This window comes from Thermodesulfovibrionales bacterium (assembly GCA_035686305.1).
In the GTDB taxonomy this organism is placed as follows: domain Bacteria; phylum Nitrospirota; class Thermodesulfovibrionia; order Thermodesulfovibrionales; family UBA9159; genus DASRZP01.
Map to the genome: position 1 here is coordinate 21,394 of DASRZP010000063.1, position 19,346 is coordinate 40,739.

General features: G+C 51.2%; 14 protein-coding genes, 1 tRNA gene and 1 pseudogene. 10 read left to right on the forward strand and 6 right to left on the reverse strand.

Annotated elements, in window-relative coordinates:
* Window positions 1-168: 168 nt before the first annotated feature.
* A tRNA-Phe gene (locus tag VFG09_07565) sits at window positions 169-244 on the reverse strand.
* A gap of 9 nt (window positions 245-253) precedes the next feature.
* A complete protein-coding gene (locus VFG09_07570) occupies window positions 254-424 on the reverse strand; it encodes a hypothetical protein (protein ID HET6515002.1) in 171 nt (56 codons plus the stop codon).
* 161 nt (window positions 425-585) lie between these two features.
* On the opposite strand from VFG09_07570, the gene lnt reads away from it, so the two are divergent.
* From lnt to VFG09_07600, 6 genes and pseudogenes are all read left to right on the forward strand, one after another.
* A complete protein-coding gene (lnt, locus tag VFG09_07575) occupies window positions 586-2,109 on the forward strand; it encodes an apolipoprotein N-acyltransferase (protein ID HET6515003.1) in 1,524 nt (507 codons plus the stop codon).
* Window positions 2,110-2,120: 11 nt separating this feature from the next.
* A protein-coding gene (gene prfB, locus VFG09_07580; GenBank protein ID HET6515004.1) for a peptide chain release factor 2 occupies window positions 2,121-3,231 on the forward strand; the annotation gives its coding sequence in 2 pieces (ribosomal slippage) (window positions 2,121-2,195 and window positions 2,197-3,231; 1,110 coding nt in all).
* A 333-nt stretch (window positions 3,232-3,564) separates the two neighbouring features.
* Entirely contained in the window at window positions 3,565-4,896 is a 1,332-nt protein-coding gene (gene dnaA / locus VFG09_07585) for a chromosomal replication initiator protein DnaA (protein ID HET6515005.1), read from the forward strand.
* 12 nt (window positions 4,897-4,908) lie between these two features.
* Window positions 4,909-6,009, forward strand: coding sequence for a DNA polymerase III subunit beta (gene dnaN, locus VFG09_07590; protein ID HET6515006.1), 1,101 nt, complete (start codon window positions 4,909-4,911; stop codon window positions 6,007-6,009).
* 116 nt (window positions 6,010-6,125) lie between these two features.
* Window positions 6,126-8,531, forward strand: coding sequence for a DNA topoisomerase (ATP-hydrolyzing) subunit B (gene gyrB, locus VFG09_07595; protein HET6515007.1), 2,406 nt, complete (start codon window positions 6,126-6,128; stop codon window positions 8,529-8,531).
* A gap of 116 nt (window positions 8,532-8,647) precedes the next feature.
* Window positions 8,648-8,938 (forward strand): annotated as a pseudogene (locus tag VFG09_07600) (retropepsin-like aspartic protease).
* An 895-nt stretch (window positions 8,939-9,833) separates the two neighbouring features.
* Here the strand turns inward: VFG09_07600 and VFG09_07605 are convergent.
* Window positions 9,834-10,292 carry a YHS domain-containing protein gene (locus VFG09_07605; GenBank protein HET6515008.1) on the reverse strand — a complete coding sequence of 153 codons (459 nt, stop codon included), beginning with the start codon at window positions 10,290-10,292 and terminating at the stop codon, window positions 9,834-9,836.
* Between the two features lie 398 nt (window positions 10,293-10,690).
* Here VFG09_07605 and VFG09_07610 point away from each other — a divergent pair, with 398 nt between their 5' ends.
* Window positions 10,691-11,770 carry a DUF763 domain-containing protein gene (locus VFG09_07610; protein ID HET6515009.1) on the forward strand — a complete coding sequence of 360 codons (1,080 nt, stop codon included), beginning with the start codon at window positions 10,691-10,693 and terminating at the stop codon, window positions 11,768-11,770.
* Window positions 11,771-11,947: 177 nt separating this feature from the next.
* Here the strand turns inward: VFG09_07610 and VFG09_07615 are convergent, their stop codons facing one another.
* The 3 genes from VFG09_07615 to VFG09_07625 all read right to left on the reverse strand — a co-directional run bounded on the left by VFG09_07615 (window position 11,948) and on the right by VFG09_07625 (window position 16,598).
* Window positions 11,948-12,919 (reverse strand): DUF2950 domain-containing protein, encoded by a 972-nt coding sequence (locus VFG09_07615; GenBank protein ID HET6515010.1) that lies wholly within the window; start codon window positions 12,917-12,919, stop codon window positions 11,948-11,950.
* A 70-nt stretch (window positions 12,920-12,989) separates the two neighbouring features.
* A complete protein-coding gene (locus tag VFG09_07620) occupies window positions 12,990-14,273 on the reverse strand; it encodes a DUF3300 domain-containing protein (protein ID HET6515011.1) in 1,284 nt (427 codons plus the stop codon).
* 117 nt (window positions 14,274-14,390) lie between these two features.
* Window positions 14,391-16,598 (reverse strand): ATP-dependent RecD-like DNA helicase, encoded by a 2,208-nt coding sequence (locus VFG09_07625; GenBank protein ID HET6515012.1) that lies wholly within the window; start codon window positions 16,596-16,598, stop codon window positions 14,391-14,393.
* 753 nt (window positions 16,599-17,351) lie between these two features.
* Between VFG09_07625 and pal the strand changes: the two genes are divergently transcribed.
* The 3 genes from pal to VFG09_07640 all read left to right on the forward strand — a co-directional run bounded on the left by pal (window position 17,352) and on the right by VFG09_07640 (window position 19,237).
* Window positions 17,352-17,909 (forward strand): peptidoglycan-associated lipoprotein Pal, encoded by a 558-nt coding sequence (gene pal, locus VFG09_07630; GenBank protein HET6515013.1) that lies wholly within the window; start codon window positions 17,352-17,354, stop codon window positions 17,907-17,909.
* A gap of 189 nt (window positions 17,910-18,098) precedes the next feature.
* Window positions 18,099-18,416 carry a cytochrome c3 family protein gene (locus VFG09_07635; GenBank protein HET6515014.1) on the forward strand — a complete coding sequence of 106 codons (318 nt, stop codon included), beginning with the start codon at window positions 18,099-18,101 and terminating at the stop codon, window positions 18,414-18,416.
* A gap of 95 nt (window positions 18,417-18,511) precedes the next feature.
* Window positions 18,512-19,237 (forward strand): acetolactate decarboxylase, encoded by a 726-nt coding sequence (locus VFG09_07640; protein HET6515015.1) that lies wholly within the window; start codon window positions 18,512-18,514, stop codon window positions 19,235-19,237.
* The last annotated feature ends 109 nt before the right edge of the window (window positions 19,238-19,346 follow it).

Here is a 19,346-nt window from a genome sequence, read left to right on the forward strand (position 1 = left end):
GGCAATGTCCGATGTTATCGGCCGGTCCGGACCGTGACCGTCGCTTCATGACAGACGGGCGTTAGAATTATATGGTCGGAACATCCGTAAAGGGCTATTGTCTTGCCAAGGAGCGGATGTCGGCCTGAAGAGAAGACGGACGACTAAATCGGGCTAAGGACAGAACAGTGGTGGGCAGTCGCAGAATCGAACTGCGGACACGAGGCTTTTCAGGCCTCTGCTCTACCGACTGAGCTAACTGCCCGTGCAATAACTATAGTCTCTCTGCAGTTCCATTGTCAAGGTTAAGGCCAGCCTGGAGCTTCAGGTTATCGGCGCTCTTCTTCTCCTCTTTCAATTCCCTATTCAGTTTCTCGCTCTCCTCCGTCCGGTATCTCCCCGCAGCGGGCGCCGAGCCGTTTCCATGCTGTGGTTCTCCTGTCATGTTCCCCTCTATAGCTTCAGGAGGCATCTTTGTTTTTTGGAACTGTCTATTATAGAATAGGGAGATTATTGCTCGTTCTCTGTGTAGCCGTTCTCTCTGCAAGGGGCGGTACGGTTTGCGGTCTCACAGAAAGCTTAACTCTGCCGCTGGAGGATACTTGGTTGAAAGAAAAGATACGGATGTATGGCCCTGCAGCCCTCTCCGGTTTTCTTCTCATATTCTCTTTCCCGGCCTATGATCTCTATCCCCTGGCCTGGGTCTCCCTCGTTCCGCTGTTGATCTCCCTCTGGTGCAAGAAACCGAAAGAAGCGTTTCTGTCAGGCGTCCTTACCGGGCTTTTCTCTTTTTTTGGTACCCTCTACTGGATATACCATTCGATTACCTATTACGGTTCTGTCCCTTTTCTTGCGAGCATCTCCCTCGTTCTTCTTCTCAGCATGTATCTGAGTCTCTATACCGGCCTCTTCTCGATGGTTTTTGCAGTAAAGGTGAGATCAACACGACTTCCCGCCTTATTGCTCGCGCCGATCTTCTGGGTTTCCTTCGAATTCATCCGCTCCTATGCCCTCACCGGCTTTCCCTGGTCAAGCCTAGGCTACTCACAGTGCCGGTTTCTCGCGGGCATTCAGGTTGCCGACATCACCGGAATCTACGGGGTCTCCTTCCTGGTCGCCGCGGTCAATGGGGCCGCAGCCGATATTTTCATCTCTAAGAAACGCGCTGAAGAGATGCCTCTCTTCCCTGCCAGGCAACCCTTCATCAGTTACTCAATCCTTCTCGGACTCCTGGTCCTCGTCTTTGCCTATGGTTACTGGAGGCTCCATGAACAACGGCAGGGTACCACCGTGAGGGTCAGTGTTGTTCAGGGGAATATCGACCAGAGCATAAAGTGGGAACCGGCATATCAGGACAGGGTAATTGAAACCTATAAAGACCTTTCAAAACAGGCTGCTTCCGCCTCCCCGTCGTTAATCATCTGGCCTGAGACTGCTGTCCCCTTCTATTTTGGCGATTCCTTTCGTTCCCATGACCTCGTGGCCTTCCAGAAGGAGTTGAACGCCTACCTCCTTTTCGGGAGCGTCATCGTGAAGAAGCCCCCTTCTGATGGGGGGCCTGCCTCCCTCACGAACAGCGCTGTACTCCTTGACAAGAATGGAAATGTCTCCTATGTCTATGATAAAATACATTTAGTCCCCTTTGGGGAATACGTTCCGCTCAGGAATATCCTCTTTTTTGTGGACAAGATCGCGTCAGGGATTGGAGATTACGTCCCCGGTGACAAGTATGTAAAGGCCAACACCCTTTTCGGTTCCTTCGGCACCTTTATCTGTTATGAGATCGTTTTTCCCGGACTCGTGAGGAAGTTTTATTCGAAAGATGGCGATTTCATTGTGACTATTACGAATGACGCCTGGTTTGGAAGGACAGCAGGTCCGTACCAGCACTTCAGTATGGCCGTCTTCCGTGCGATCGAGAATAGGAAACCCCTTATTAGGGCAGCCAACACCGGGATATCAGGCTTTATCGACAGTAACGGACGGATCCTGAGGACCACAAACCTCTTCGAGCGGAAGACAGAGACCATGGACATAAGGACAGACAGTACCAGGAGTTTTTATTCACGATATGGAGATATCTTCTCCTATCTCTGCATCGTGACGACGCTGGTTTTATTAATGCTTTAGAGGGAGGTTTTATGCTGCTCTTTGACGAAATCAAACAGGAAATCATAACTCTTAGGACGAAGACCGAAGCCCTCAGAGGTTATCTTTGATGTAGCTGCCCTCAGAGAAGATATCGCCCGCGTACAGAAGGACCTCTCATCAGAAACCTCATGGTCCTCGCCTGCGAAGCTTCACAGCCTTCAGAAGAAGAAATCGGTGATCGAGGACATCCTTCTTCCTTTTGAGGCCCTCGATGACAAACTCTCATATATCGAAGAATCGATGGATATCCTCCAGGAAGAAGAGGGAGAGATGTTCCTCGCTGATATTCATGGTGAAATCAATGAGATCAGCGAATCACTTCAGAACATCGAAATGAGACATCTCCTTTCAGGGGAGGTGGACAGAAACAACGCAATCCTCGCAATTCACCCGGGCGCTGGCGGTACCGAGAGCCAGGATTGGGCACAGATGCTCATGAGACTCTATCTTAAGTGGTCAGAAAAGCGCGGCTTTGAGACGCACATTGCTGACCTCCAGCCCGGTGAGGAGGCAGGGATCAAGAGCGTCACTATGACGGTGAACGGCCCTTATGCCTACGGCTACCTCAAGGCAGAGGCAGGTGTTCACAGACTCGTCAGGATATCTCCCTTTGACGCAAACAAGAGAAGACATACATCCTTCTCCGCGGTCTTTGTTTATCCCGATCTTGAAGAGGACATCAATGTCGAAGTAAATGATGACGACATGCGCATCGATACGTACAGGGCATCAGGAGCCGGTGGACAGCACGTAAACAAGACGTCGTCGGCTATACGGATAACCCATATCCCTACAGGAATTGTCGTGACCTGCCAAAACGAGAGATCACAACACAAGAATAAGGCGATGGCCCTCAAGATACTCAAGGCAAAGCTCTATGACCTCCAACTCCGTGAACAGGAAAAGAAGATGGAGGGACTTGTGGGAGATAAGCGGGATATTGCCTGGGGTAGCCAGATTCGGTCCTACGTCCTTCAGCCTTACCGATTGGTCAAAGACCATAGAACGGGTATTGAGGTTGGAAATGTCGATGCCGTCCTTGACGGGGGGATTGACGTTTTTATCGACGCCTATCTGAGAGAGAAAAGCAAAAAGATGTAACCTCTCTTCTTCTTTTTTAACTATAAATCAGTTGTAGTAGAAAAGTCTGTTAGTATGTTGAAAAGATATGAAGATGGAGGAACGAAGAGGATGGGGAAACTTTTTCTCGGGTGAAGAGACGGGAAGAATTTGTTCTTTCTGGTGAAGGGGACAAGAACTTCCCGTTCCGTTAACAGCCTTTCCACAGGAAAAGACTGATTCGCCTTGATATGGATGGACATATGAGGTATAATACGAAACCCTCTCAAAGGAAGTTATTAACATACGTTAATAACTTGTTAATAAAAGAACCCAGGCACGGTACATTGAGAGATTTTTGTTGACACCACAGATATGTCCTTAGAAGATATTTGGAACAAGAGCCTTGCCATGGTCGAAAAGAAGGTCGGTCTCAGCACCTTCGAACTCTGGTTCAAGCCTATGAAACTCACCCAGTTGAAGGATCAAACCGCCGTCCTTGAGATCCCGAACAGGTTCTTTAAGGAATGGATAGACGACTACTACCCTCATCTCGTCAGCGAGGCAGTCGAGGGAATAGTGGGTCATCCTGTAACGGTGAAGTTCAAGATAGCAGAAAAGGTCGATGCCGAAATCAAGAAGATGGACGCAAGGCTCGAAGGCCGGAAGCAGCGCCTTGCGAGCAAGGGGATCTACCTCAATCCGAAGTATACCTTTGAGAGCTTCATCATGGGTCCGAGCAACCAGTTCGCTCATGCCGCTGCCACAGCGGTAGCGGAAAACCCCGGTATGTCCTACAATCCTCTCTTTGTTTACGGGGGAGTCGGGCTCGGAAAGACCCACCTCATTACCGCGATAGGGAACAGGGTTGCCGACAAGCGCCGCGAATTCAACATCCTCTATGTTTCAGCAGAGCAGTTTACCAACGAAGTCGTAGCTGCGGTCAGACATGGAAAGACGGAAGAACTGAAGGGGAGGTACCGTACCCTCGATCTCCTGCTCATCGACGATGTTCAGTTCATCGAAAACAAGAACGCGACGCAGGAAGAACTGTTCCACACGATCAACACGCTCTACGAAAGGCAGAAACAGATCGTATTGTCGAGCGACAGGCCGCCCAAAGACATAAAGGCGATTACTGACAGGTTGAGGTCACGGTTCGGTATGGGCCTCATCGCAGACATACAGCCACCTGAGCTTGAACTGAGGATGGCTATCATACAGAAGAAGGCTGAGATCGAGAGGATAATCTTGACGGAAGAGGTATCGCAGTTCCTTGCCATGAAGATAAAGTCGAATATCAGAGAGCTTGAGGGTTGTCTCATAAGGCTTGGAGCCCATGGCTCGCTGACGGGCTCCCCCATCGATGTGGCGATGGCAAGGGAAGTTCTGAGGGATATCATCTCAGATGATGACCGACCCGTGACGGTGGAGCATATCCAGAAGACCGTTGCGGACTTCTATGGGATAAAGGCTCAGGACATGAAGTCGAAAAAGAGGACAAAAGAGATCGCTCTGCCCCGGCAGGTTGCGATGTATATCTCAAAGAAATGTACTGAGGGATCGCTCAATGATATCGGTAAGAATTTCGGAGGGAAAGACCATGCAACGGTCATCTACGCCTGCAAGCAGATTGAAGAGAGAAGAGAAAAAGACGAAGAGTTTAGCCGGAAGATTGAAGGTCTCATCAACAAGATAAAGACATAAGGAGGCTCTGAGATGAAGCTCAGCATTGCAAAGGACGAACTTCAGGATAAGCTGTCCAATATCCAGAACATCGTGGAGAAGCGGAATACGATGCCTATCCTGAGCCATTTTCTCCTCGACTCCGGGAAGAAGGGCACTCACATTGTTGCCACAGACCTTCAGATCGCCATCAAAGAGCCCATCACTGCAGAAGTCCATGTCGAAGGCAAACTCTGCGTCCCTGCGCGCAAACTCTTTGAGGTAGTAAGAGAGGCGGAAGGAGACATAGCAATAGAGTCCGATGACGAGCAGTGGGTAAAGGTACTTTATGGAAAATCGAGGTTTAGGCTTGCCTGCCTCCCTCCGGCTGAGTTCCCGGCATGGCCGGGCATGGAGAGCACCGAGGAAATCAGGCTTCATACCGCTGTACTTTCGGAAATGATCGAAAAGACCCTCTTTTCCGCGGGCGAGACGGACACGAGATATACCCTGAATGGACTCTTGTTCCACATCAAGCAGGGTGATAAGAACATGACCGTTGTCGGAACAGACGGGCACCGGCTGGCCCTGATCAAAAAGGGCCTGGATAAGACAGTCCAGGAAGAAAAGAAGGTGATCATCCCCCGAAAGGCTGCTTCGGAGGTCAGGAAGTTTTTTGGGACGACTGAGACCGTCAATGCTGTCTTCGGAAAGAACCACGTACTCTTCAGATTGGGAGAGGTCCAGTTTCTCGCGAGGCTCATCGAGGGTAGCTACCCGGATTACGAAAAGGTTATACCCTCGGCAAACGAGAAGCTCTTGACCATTGAAAGGGAGCTTTTCCTCAGGGCCCTGAGGAGGGTCTCTGTGATATCGAAGGAGCGGAGCAATGCGATCAGGATGGACGTAGCCGACGGCTCGCTGACGTTCTCGTCATCGAATCCCGATCTTGGGGAGGCAAAAGATGAGATTGGGGCGGAATACACGGGAGACCCCCTTTCCGCAGGCTTCAATGCACGGTATCTCATCGACAGCCTCAATGCGATGACCTCTGAAAGGGTCGTCTTTGCACTCCAGGACCCTCTCAGCCCGACCCTCCTGAAGGAAGAAGGAAGCGAAGACTACCGGTGTGTGATTATGCCGATGAGGGTGTAAGAGCTGTCCGTGAGGAAGCCAGAATCGAAAGGTGAATACGCACCCTGCTTCATCCCCGCCTAATTTCCCCATTATTGGAGAGGGGTATGGGAAGCGAAGGGTTGGATAGAGGAGATATGGAAGAGAAAGAGACGAAGAAAGAGAACCAGGAAACATACGGCGCAGAGGACATCAAGATTCTGAAAGGTCTCACTGCCGTGAGGAAGAGACCGGCGATGTATATCGGGTCCACAGGGCCCGAAGGTCTGCAGCACCTCGTGTACGAGGCGGTGGACAACAGTGTTGATGAATCTCTCGCCGGGTATTGCAACAACATCGACGTGATCCTCCATCATGACGGCAGCTGCTCTGTTATTGATGATGGAAGGGGAATCCCCACTGGCCCCCATCCCGGGGACCTTGAAGGTCGGACAGCTGCAGAGGTTGTACTTACAGAACTCCATGCAGGAGGAAAGTTTGAATCGAAGGCTTACAAGATATCAGGGGGACTCCACGGCGTGGGGATTTCAGTTGTGAATGCCCTCTCAGAGTGGCTTGAGGTCGAGATAAAGCAGAATGGCCAGGTCTTCCAGCAGAGGTTTGAGAGGGGACATCCGACAGGCCCCCTGACGGTCGTGGGAAAGACGAAGGGAAGGGGCACAAAGGTGACTTTCAAGCCCGACCCGGAGATCTTTGAGATGACCGATTTCAGTTACGACGTCCTTTCACAGAGATTGAGGGAGTTGGCGTTCCTGAACAGCGGACTCAAGATAACGATCCTTGACGAGCGGGTCGATAAGAAGCAGGAGTTTATCTACAAGGGAGGGATCGTCTCTTTTGTGGAGCATCTGAACAAGAACAAGGCCCCCCTTCATCCCAAGCCCATCTATGTCTCCGGTGAAAGAGACGGTATTAGTGCCGAGGTTGCTCTCCAGTACAACGACGGCTACTCGGAGACCATCTTTACCTTTGCCAATAATATCAATACCAGGGAAGGGGGTACGCACCTCATCGGCTTTAAGTCTGCATTAACAAGGACAGCCAACAGTTATGCCTCATCTTCGGGGATCATAAAGACCGGGAAAGAGGGTATCTCCGGTGACGATATCCGGGAAGGGTTGACGGCGGTTGTGAGCGTGAAGCTCCCGAACCCCCAGTTCGAGGGCCAGACAAAGATGAAGCTCGGCAACAGTGAGGCAAAGGGGATCGTCGAGTCGATCGTGAACGACGCCCTGTCCACTTATTTCGAGGAAAACCCCCCGACCGCGAAGAAGATAATCGAAAAGGCCATTCAGGCTGCCCGTGCAAGGGAGGCGGCGAGGAAGGCGAGAGAACTCACGAGGAGAAAAGGCGCTCTTGAAGACACAGGCCTTCCAGGGAAGCTTGCAGACTGTTCAGAGAAAGACGCCGCGCTAAGCGAACTCTTCATTGTTGAGGGTGATTCCGCAGGGGGCTCGGCAAAGCAGGGGAGGGACCGGAGGACACAGGCGATCCTGCCTCTCAGGGGAAAGATCCTCAATGTCGAAAAGGCCCGTTTCGACAAGATGCTCAGCTCCGAAGAGATCAGGATACTCATCACTGCCCTTGGGGCCGGCATCGGCGCAGATGACTTCGATATAGCAAAGATACGGTACCATAAGATCGTCCTCATGACGGATGCCGATGTGGACGGTGCCCACATACGTACCCTCCTCCTCACGTTCTTCTACCGACAAATGCCCCAGATTATCGAGAACGGTTATCTCTATATTGCACAGCCCCCCCTCTTCAAGGTCAAGAAGGGCAGGACAGAAAAATATATCCAGAACGAGGGCGAAATGCAGAACATGCTCCTGGAGCTTGCTGCGGAGGATATCGCCATACCCGTCAAAGGCCAGGAAGTGAAGGGGAAGGCCCTTATCCCTTTCCTGAAGCGTCTCTCGAACTGTGAGCGCCTAATCGAATGGTTCGAGAGACGGCGGAAGGACCCACTCGTCCTGAAGGCTCTCTTGAAAGAAGGGCTAAGCAAGCAGCTTTTGAAGGGGAGAAAGGAGCTTGCAGGGCTCCTCGAAAAGGTCAAGGCAGAGGTTCCCGGAGTCTCCTTCGGTGATATCTATGATGAGGAAGAACACGAGGGATACGGCGTCGAGATACGGAGGGACAATTATAAGATCGTTCTTGATACGAACTTTCTTCTGACCCCCGAATTCAGGGAACTCGAAACCCTCTACGGTTCCATTAAGGAGCTGGGCAAGGCCCCGTATACCATAACCACAAAAGAGGGGCAGAAGGACATGCAGTCTACAGCAGAACTCTACAACTATGTCTTTGAAGCGGCGAGGAAGGGTCTTTCGATCCAGAGATACAAGGGTCTCGGCGAAATGAACCCTCAGCAGTTATGGGAAACGACCATGGACTCAGACAAAAGGACGCTGCTCCAGGTGAGCATCGAAGACAGCGTCCAGGCGGATGATATCTTCACGATTCTCATGGGCGATCAGGTCGAGCCGAGAAAGGATTTCATCGTGAAGCATGCCTTGGAGGCGAGGAATATAGATATATAGGGTGGTGTGGTCTGGTAGAAGAAGGAAGCGTTTGAACAGGTGGGATATGGAGGGCATAGGGCATTACATATATAGAGGGCGAAGTTAAAGGCCCTTCATGAAGAGAAAAGGTCGAATTTCTCTTGGACAGTGGAGCCACCTATTCCCTGCTTCCGTTTAAGGTGTGGCAAGCGATTGGATTAAAACCTAAGAGGGCGTTAGAATTCAGGCTTGCAGACGGCACCCCGATTAAGCGCAACGTGTCTGAATGTTATCTCACCCTCTCCCATGGCGAAGGACATACGCCCGTAATTCTGGAAGAGGAATCCGATCAGGCCCTGTTGGGCATGGTCACCCTCGAAATCCTCGGGCTCGTCTTCAATGCCTTTAGCAGAACCCTCCAGCCCATGAAGATGCTGCTGGTGTGAGCGAAAAACGTTTGTCAATGGAAATATGGGAAGTGTCCCCCGGCGGCCTTGGGGACGTTGTTTCTAACTATGCTTTTCCGCATTGCGCCGTTCTGCCTTCTCAACTGTCCTCGTTATGCTAGTGTCAATGGTCATGTTAAAAGAGGAAAATTAAAAGAGGGACACTTCCCATATTTCTTTACAAATGTAAGCGGGTTGGCGGGGACGTTGTTGAATACGTTGACTTGTCTTGCTCTTAATAGAGAGGTAGCCCTATAGATGCCCGAAAAAATTTGACCTGCCCAATGCTGACATCGCCTAAACTTAGACGATTATTTGTGTAACGACAGAAATCTTCACGATGACAATTCACTTATTACGCTATGTACATGCATCACCAATGCTGTATAATAACGCGGGTGTTGGTGCCGGTTGAAAGGGGCCACGGATAGCGTGGGTGCTTTCGTAGGTTCGAATTCGTTGGTGAAGTATAAGAGAAGATGGGGGACTAATTGACTAATTAGGACTAATTAGGGACACATCCCCTATTTCTCGTTGAGCCTGCATGAAGTATCAGCATAACATTCCCGACATTATGCAGGCCGCCCGTAATATTCTGCCAATTATTGTTATCATTTTAGAAATGCTGAGGGCGGGCCTCACTGAAGAAGAGATGGAAGGCCATTTGGTCTGAGGACGTTCATACAAAGCATGGGGAAGAAACTTTACAAGAGATTCATGCTCAAGTCCCCGGGAAAACCAAAGAAAGGTAAAAGGAAATAGGGATGTGTCCCTATTTAAACTATTTAAGACTATTACTCTTAAGTCATGCGATCTTAAGAGGAACCATTAACAAAGTGCGTCAAAAGACGGATGACGTCAAAAGTGATATCATCCGTCTTTTGACGTATAGAGCTTATTTAGCATATTTATCTGGATTTTTCTTGAACTCATCTATGCAAGATTCGCAACAAAAATAATAACTCTTGCCTTCGTAATCGATTACAGGAGTACTTTTTGTGACTTCAAATTTGCCTTTCATCACAGGACATGTAGTAACCTTACCGATTTCACTCTGAGTAGGTTGACGAACAATTAACTCTCCAGCTGCTGCATATTTGCCAGGATTCGCTTTAAACTCTTTCACGCAAGGTTCGCAACAGAAATAGTAGCTCATACCTTTGTAATCGATTACGGGTGTACTCCTGGTGACTTCAAACTTTGAATTCATGACGGGGCAGGTTACAGTTTTGCCAATCTCACTCTGCGTGGGTTGACGCACTGCCAGTTCTTCTGCCAGTATTTTTCCCGTAATGGCAAGCATGCATACCAAGAACGTACTGACAATAATGATTGCGAAGACTCTTGTCTTCATACATCCCCCTTTCTTTAACTCGTTTGTAAACAAAATGGGCCACGCTCGCCTAAGGTCAATCCTTTGGTAGCTCGCCATTTTCCGTAAGTCCCGCCACTTTCAGTTCCCTTCTCACGGACGGGATGGTTTGGGCCGAACTCTGTTCCTCTTGATTTTCTTGTATCATGACAAAGGATTCTTGTCAAGTGAAGGAAAAGTTGACCAGCAGTGACCGCATTCCGTAATAGGAAAACCGCGCACATCTCCGTAAAGAAGAGGACATAAAGACCAATAGGATGTCTCGATCCTCCAGTTCCCTTCTCAGTGATGACAATCGCGTCGCGCATCTATCTTCCCCGAAATCCTTTTTTTAGCCCCTTATCAATAAAATATAATTATAGTACGTTACAATTAACTATATGCCGAGGACAGGAACAGCAATCTCGCCCCTCCATTACGGCAAGGCGCCATCATGGCTCTTCTCCAGGATGAAGGCCCTTTCCCGGGAGATTACCTATGCCATTGTCCGGGAATTCGGACAGCGGGAACTGCTTCAGCGGCTCTCTGACCCATACTGGTTCCAGGCATTGGGGTGTGTGCTCGGCTTCGACTGGCACTCCAGCGGATTGACGACGACAGTCACCGGCGCATTGAAAGAAGGGCTCAGGGGAATGGAATCCGAGCTCGGAATCTTTATGGCCGGAGGGAAAGGCGCAGCTTCGCGGAAGACGCCCGAGCAGATCACCTTTTGTGCCGAGTTGGTCTCGATCGACCCGGCACCCATGATCTACTCCAGCAGGATGTCCGCAAAGGTGGACAATACCGCGGTGCAGGACGGGTATCAGCTCTATCACCACGTCTTCATCTTCACAGAGAAAGGCGAGTGGGCGGTGGTCCAGCAGGGGATGAACGAGCAAACCAGGCAGGCCAGGCGCTATCACTGGCTCGGCTCAGACGTAAAGGATTTCGTGGTGGAGCCGCATAAGGCTGTATGTTGCGACGCGAAGAATGAAACGCTCAATCTGGTGGCCTATGAAAGCGAAGATGCACGGCAGACGGCCACCCTCCTTTCGAAAGAGCGACCGCAAAAAGTCATGAAGGAGCTGCAGAGGATTGAGACCCTCGAACTCCCAAAACGGCATACTCTCGCTGCTGCGCTGGACGTTGATGCAAGGAGATTATACAGGACCCTGATCACAACCTATGAGAGACAGCCCGAGAACTTCGAGGCGCTCCTTGGAATAGGAGGAGTCGGTCCGAAGGCCATCAGGGCATTGAGCCTCGTCTCTGAGATAATTTACGGCAAGGCGCCAAGCTACAGAGATCCCGCCCGGTTCAGCTTCGCCCACGGCGGAAAAGACGGCACTCCTTTCCCGGTGGACAGAAGAACCTATGATAAGACAGTCGAAGTGATCGAGTCTGCAATAAAGGCATCGAAGATCGGGGACCAGGAAAAGATGGATGCTCTCAGGAGAATGGGGAAGTATTTTGAGGCGTAGTCTGCAGTACTTATCCATTGTCTCGCCGGGAAACCGACGTGCGCTTCCCGGCAAGGGAGTGGCCCTTTGTGGCTATATAGACCTAGTCCATACAAGGGCCGGCGGCAAGCAAGACCCTGCTGATTTTTGGATGAGTCTTCCGAGTGGCGGATATTCTTTCTTATTGTGCAGGACAGATCATTCCTTGACAGGGCTCCAGGTCGCATCGGGATTATATGATTTCATCTCGCGAGCGATCTTGGTTGTCTCCGGTCCGAGGTTCTTCTGATAGACCTTTCCCTGCTGATTGACAATAAAGGTCATGATACCTGATTTCCCCCAGTTTGCGGGGAATGCGACAAAGGCAAAGCCCGCAACCATATTGCCGTTAATAACGTAATCGTATTTTCCCCCTGCAGCATGCTTTCCCTGTTTTGTCAGGATTCTAAAATAGTAGCCGTGAAATGGTGTCGACTCTTCCCTGAAGGCTGCCTTCTTTTTCTTATACCCCTCTTTCCAGGCCTGAGCAACGAGCTCGCCGAAGGGACTCACCTCTTCTCCCGGCTTCGTCCTCCAGAAAAGACCGTTCTTCCTGCCGGGGTCGCTTCGCAATTTTTGCGCATAAGCCAGCATTCCGGTATCCTCCCAATCTTTCAGTGCATACTCCCGTTGCGCCTTCACGTATGTACGGCAGACCAGTATGGCGGTGAGCTCGTTTTCACCAATACGGCGATTGAGAATCTCTTCCTTGCCCGCTTTCGTATCGAAAAACCACTGATCACCCTTTCTGGCAATCGGGATCGGAAAGGGCCAGTTTTCATCGCCTATATAAAGGATCACCGTTGAATCATTCTCCTTGACGAGATCGGTCTTCTCTGCCAAATGCTTCGCAAATGCCTCAAGTCCGGCGGCGTGCTGCACCTCATCATCAGTGAGAAGCTCTTTTCTGGCGGGCCCGAAAATCTGGTCCAGTTCGGCCGCGTCCTTTGACTTTACAGCTTCAACCATTGCCTTCAGAGCGTCTTCTGGTGAGGCAAAGTACCGTTGGGAAGCTGCGCCGACCTCCGGCACGGTCCCCATAATGACCAAGATTGCAAAAGCCAACAACATAGAGAAGAAAGCAATCCTCCGTTCTGATCTTAATGCGGAGCCATCGGGAATTGTCTTCATAGTCTCTTTCCTTTCATTATCCAATCATGTTCCCTGTTTGTGTGAAGCTTTTTAAGCCAATCCGCTCCAGTCAATGTTGTTTTCCACCGCCGCCGGGTGCACCACGTTGCGCAGGGCTGCCGCCCCTGCTTACCGGAGCTGGTGCAGTGTGACCTCCCACGTTGCTCTGGCGACTGGCCTGGCCGCGCGCACTTTGCGTCTTGACTTCAGCGGGTCCCCTATAACCACCAAAGGAAGCAGGAGCTTGAGGTGCAGGCCGCGGGGTGACGGCAGGAGCTTGAGGTGCAGGCCGTGGGGTCACAGCAGGAGCTTGAGGCGCAGGCCGTGGGGCGACAGCAGGGACCTGACGAGCGGGCTGTGGGCTAATAGTGCTACGGCTTTCCTTGCCGCGATTGCTCGATTGCTGCGTATTGGTCCTGGGGGCGAAGACGCCTCCCATAGGGCCCGTCGGCGTTGTACCCCTTCCCCTGACTTCAGGGGTGTGCGGACGCCTGCCGGGAGATCCCTCGGGTCGTGACGCCAAGAACCTGCCCGGATCTCCATGTGAAGGATCATGCCTCCATGTCTGATTGATGTAAGGTCTGCTCCTTTGGACATAAACATTCGTTATGTGCACATAGGGCCTTGCGCGATTGACCCACCCGGGGCGGTTCCATCCATGATAATAAACGTGGTGGTGGCCCCAGTCAAAGTCCAGGTCCAGCCAGCCTCCGATTGCCAACCGAAAGCCAAAGACAATGAAAGGGGAAATACCTGGAGTCCATCTTTGAACGTATATGATTGAAGGGTTGTACTGAGGGACATAAATGTATTGAGGTTGGGCAGGAAGAATCTCTATATAGTCGCCCTCGGTAGTGACACTTTGTTGATCGGTACTCACCAGATTCCCGAGGTTTTGCGCCCGCCACCTCAGACGCTGGATTGAATTTGTCACATCTTGCGGCTGGTTCAGAAACGCGTCCCCAATGCTGGCAGTCCAGTCCATGTCATCGGTCATCATGAAAAGAACATCGGGATAGTGGGCGATCGCCCTCACATTTTCTTCCCAAAATTGTTCGTCAATCCTTGAAGGGTCTCCGCCGCTTCTCAGCCATGCCGCTGCAGCTGCGAGTTCCTCAGGATACGTCGCTGCCGGAAGCATCTGGGCCAACAGAGGGTCAGGGTACAGAGCGATGGGTGAGAGGAGGTCGTCAAGCTCCTGATTGGTAAACAGGTATACCGATGACGAGTCGCCTCGTACATCCTGAATCAAGAGCAGGGCCGAAAGGCACAGTATAGAAAGAATCACAGAACCCCTTGCGCAGGTCCTTCTCAGAAAAGGCTTCTCCTTCACATCTTCGAGTATACCACTCAAAGATCATTCTGACCAGATCTCTTTTTCGAAGGGAAGGGTTTCCGCTTTTCGTGTATAGCCAAGGAATCACTTTTCCAGCGGTGAGGGTTTCGGTCTCTGCAGCATAGTCTCGTAATGTCACTGGATAGACTCAGCGCCTTGCACAGCGATTTGATCACGCATTAATCTCTCCCTCAGCAAGGTGTACCTTTGTTGAGGCTTGTTGTTCCTGATCGCTATTACCAGCGCCTTTTTTGTCCCGACGAGAACCACGAGGTTCCTCCCCCTTGTTATCCCCGTGTACAGGAGGTTCCGCTGGAGAAGCATGTAGTGCTGCGTAAGGACCGGCATCACCACAGCAGGGTATTCACTCCCCTGTGATTTATGAACCGAAACCGCATAGGCAAGGACGATCTCATCGAGGTCGGGATACTCATAGGCGACGGCCCTTCCTTCATAATTCACCATGACCTCCTGCTCTTCCCGGTCAATCTTCACTATCCTTCCGATGTCCCCGTTAAAAACGTCTTTGTCATAGTTGTTTCGGATCTGCATGACCTTGTCGCCGACCTTGAAAACCCTGCCGGCCCTCACAAGTTCATCCTTCGAGGGATTTAAGGTCTTCTGCAGCTCTGCATTCAGATTCGACGCTCCGACAACGCCACGGTGCATTGGAGTCAGGACCTGGATATCATCGACCGGATCGTAGTGGAATCTCTTGGGTATCTTGTCCCTGCAGAGTTCAATAATCTTTTCGAGCGCCTTCTCAGGCTCTTCAATCTCGAAGAAAAAGAAGTCCTGTGGCTGGGTCTCCCGATGGGTGAAGGCAGGCATGTTACCCTCATATACCCTGTGGGCGTTCACGATGATCATGCTCTCCTTCGCCTGTCTGAAGATCTCGTTGAGCCTTACTGTCGGCACCCGTCCCGAATCTATGATGTCCCTCAGGACGTTCCCGGCCCCTACTGAAGGCAATTGGTCGACGTCGCCAACGAAGACCAGGGTCGCCTCTTTGGGAACTGCCTTAAGGAATTGATCCATAAGGACGGTATCGACCATTGAGGCTTCGTCGATCACGATGAGGTCGGCCGCCAGGGGGCTATCTCCATCACGCTTGAATTTGCCCTCTTTCGGGCTGAACTCAAGAAGTCGATGTATTGTCTTGGCTTCCTGCCCTGTGGCCTCCTGCATCCTCTTGGCGGCTCTCCCTGTGGGAGCGGCAAGCAAAACCCGTTGGCCCAGCTTCCTGTATATCCTGATGATGGAGTTGATGATGGTTGTCTTGCCCGTGCCAGGTCCTCCGGTCACCACCATCACCTTTTCTTTAAGTGCTTCCCTCACGGCCTCGATCTGGTTTTCGGCGAGCCTGATTCTCAATTCTCCCTGGACCCACTCGATGGCTTTATCCCGGTCAAAGGAGCGTAAGGGTTTCGGGAACTTCATCAAGGTCTTCAATCCGCGGGCGATCCCGACTTCTGAGAGATAATACTTGGCTAGATAGACCGCCTTGTTGTTCTCCTTGAACTCCTGAGCAGTGAGGTCCTCGATGATGACCTTCCTGCCGGCTGCAATCGTGCCGAAGGCCTTGACGATGATATCGCGATCAATCCCGAGGACCTTCTGAGCTTCCTCCACCAGAGGCCCATAGGGATAATAAACATGTCCGTCATCGGACAATTGGTGGAGGACATAGAGAATCCCCGCCTCTGCCCTGATCTGAGATTCCCTGAGTATGCCCAGTTTTTCAGCAATCCTGTCTGCCGATATGAACCCGATCCCAAAAATATCCGCAGCGAGTCTGTAAGGGTTTTCCCGAACCACCCTGACAGAGTCCCTGCCGTACTGACGGTAGATCTTGGCTCCGTAGCCGGGGCTTACACCATGCCCTTGAAGGAAGACCATGACCTCGCGAATCTCTCTCTGGTCATCCCAGGCCTTCCTGATCATCGCTATCCTCTTGTCCCCGATTCCTTCGACTTCGCCCAGCCTGCCGGTGTCTTTTTCGATGACAGCCAAGGTCTCAATGCCGAATTTCGCGACGAGCCTTCTTGCCATGACAGGACCGATGCCCTTGATCAATCCGGAACCGAGATAGTTCTCTATGCCGGCCTCTGTGGCGGGGACAACGGGTTCGTAAGAGGTTATCCTGAACTGTTCACCGAATTTCGGGTGGATCTGCCAAGCGCCTTTCAGTCTTAAGACCTCCCCAGGCGACACTGCGGGAATACTGCCCACTACCGTGACAAGGTCGTGCCGTCCCCCAACCTTCATCTTCGCGATCGTAAAGCTGTTCTCTTCATTGTGATAGGTGATTCTCTCTATCTGTCCCTCGATCTCGATAAACATGGTTCTTTTGCTCCTCTATTTTACTCTATCAGGCGATACCATGGCGATTCGCGAGCCGATCAAGGGGCCATACCCAGCCGTGACGGAAATTGTCCATTGCCGGCGCAGTAAAGCTTTCCGGAGGGAGGTTCTCCTTCGAATCCCGTAGTGTCACACCAAAAGGGCTGATAACTGGCGCTGAAAGGTTGCTATGTGATAATACCCTGTGCTAGAGTAGAGCGTGATTAAGAAGAACCAAATCCAGCGAATGCTCTTTTTTACTTTATTCTTCCTCTATGCCATATCTCCCCTTTCTTACACGCATAGCGCTAAGAACGGCGTTGAAGCCCTCCGCACCCCAGAGGGGCCCTCGTCATTAACGAGGCATCTCAATATCTTCCTTTGGGAACTGATATGCACTGAGCTGAGCTCAAGAGAGCATGGCGATCACGGGAGTTCAGGGGTTAAGGTACTTCTCAGAAAGTCCAGAGCCACCTTACCCGAAGATTCCAGCAAAAGGATGACATCTCTCGAATGTCTCTCTCTTCGTCAAGGTTCAGAGGGTATCTTCGAAGATCCCTTTTGCACGGATGCAATGGCTACTTACGAACAGGGGCCTCTTCATGCATTCTTTCCCCTCTGTTCGGGACTCTCTCCCCCAGCCTCGGGAGCCGTTTCCTGAATTGTGGCGCCTTTGCTTATTCATCGTGAAGTTGTATTCATGGAAAGTAACACATGCGCGGCATCAGGGCCAAGGCAATGAAAGGAGAATAGATGAAACAGGCATTGTTAGTCTTTATCATAGCCGGTATCTTGATTTCAGGGTGCGCCCAGAGAAAGGTGGCAAGCTCGCCGGAAACGCCGTCAATGGCGACGGAGAAGACGAGGGAAGGAGAGACAGGAGGCAAAAAGGGTCCTGAAAAGATTACGGACCAGCGCGATCTGAAAATCGAATCAAAGGAAAAGACCCCTGAGGCCAGAGAGGTCTCGGACTTGTTTGATGACGTCCATTTCGATTACGATAAGTACGCCATACGGGCAGATGCGAAGTCGGTCCTGAAAAGAGTCGCGGACTACCTTGTGAAGAAGGGGTCGGAGAAGGTGCTCATAGAAGGTCATTGCGATGAACGGGGAACGACTGAGTACAACCTGGGCCTTGGAGACCGCCGGGCAAAAGCGGCCAAGGATTATCTGGTATCGTTAGGTGTTCCCTCTTCGCATATCAATACCATCAGTTACGGCAAGGAAAAGCCCCTCTGCTCACTTCAGACGGAAGACTGTTGGGCAAAGAACAGACGGGATCATTTTGTTCTCGTCAAAGCAGCTCTTTGAAGCAATGAGGGGGCTATTTCGGCGAAGCCGGAAGTCTCTGGTATTCTCGGGTCTCTGAAAGACGATGCCCACGGCACGTCTTGATTCGTTGCTATACTCCGATTCCTTTTTTCATGGGCATCGGTACCTCTGCAACGTGAGATCCTGAGGGTATCAGAACAATATTCTTTACAGAAAGGAGGTGATTCCATGAGGTTCTTAACAGCATTAATCGCGCTGCTCGTCGTTGTCTCATTTGTCGGTGGAGCAATGGCTGTCCCGCCTGGGAAGACGTTGGAGTACGAAGCAAAGGGCGCCGGCAAGGTGATTTTTGACGGTAAGGTCCACGCAGACAAAGGCTTGAAGTGCAACGACTGTCACACCAAGATATTCAAGATGAAAAAGGGTGCTGAACAGATGACAATGGCAGACATGAATGCCGGGAAGTTCTGCGGTGAGTGCCACAACGGCACAAAAGCGTTCAAGACCAGTGACCCTGCTAACTGCGGCAAGTGTCACAAGAAGTAATTCGTTGGAGAAAGGAGAAGGGCGACCGATTTGGTCGCCTTTCTCCTTTCGGTTGGTGGTGAGATGAGTTGAGAAGAGGCTTCTGAGGAACTTCCATGAAAGGTCTTATGTTCTTAATAGCCCTCGTCCTTTTCATCGGGCCGGCAGCTCATGTGATCGAGGCTGCTATGCCCTTCGAGTTCAACTACTACGGCAATTTTAGGGAGATTACAAAGAAGAAGATGCCTGAGGGAGCGGTTGAACTCGGTGAGGAGCTCTTCGGACCTCATACCTATGGAATCGGAATCGTCGGGAATTTTGAGGGCGAGATTACGGCCCTTGACGGTGAAGTCCTGCTTAATTACGGAAGAGACGGCTTGAACAAGACCCTCAGCCAGATCCCGAAAGGCGAGAAGGCCACGCTCCTTGTGACAGCACAGGTCGAACGATGGCAAAAGATAACCATCCCTTTTGCCATGTCAGAACACCAGCTTTACACCTTCGTGCTTGAGCAGGCAAGGAAGTTGGGTCTGGACACAAAAGCACCGTTCCCCTTTCTCATAAAAGGTATCTTCAGTGATGTCGTCTGGAGTGTTGTGAGCGGTATTGATACCGAACTCGACACCAAGCTCCCACGGCTTTCTTGGAAGAAAGTTGTGGGATACCGCGAAGAGGCCGAGGCTCTCATGATCGGCTTTTACCCTGCGAGCCTCCGGGCTGAGATAAGCCATCCCGGTGAGTCCTGGCATGTCCATATTTTCTTCTGGAAAGAAAAGGACACGGGACATGTGAGCGCCTTTTCCGTGCTTGGAGGATCAGAGCTGGACCTTCCGGTCAGGTAAGTCCCGGGACTAAGAAGCAGGCGGGAAGGACTGTGGTAAAGTCTGAATACCTCCTGCGTCGTCCCAAAATGTTATCTATTGGGTGATAGTGGAGGAAGGACTTCTCTGA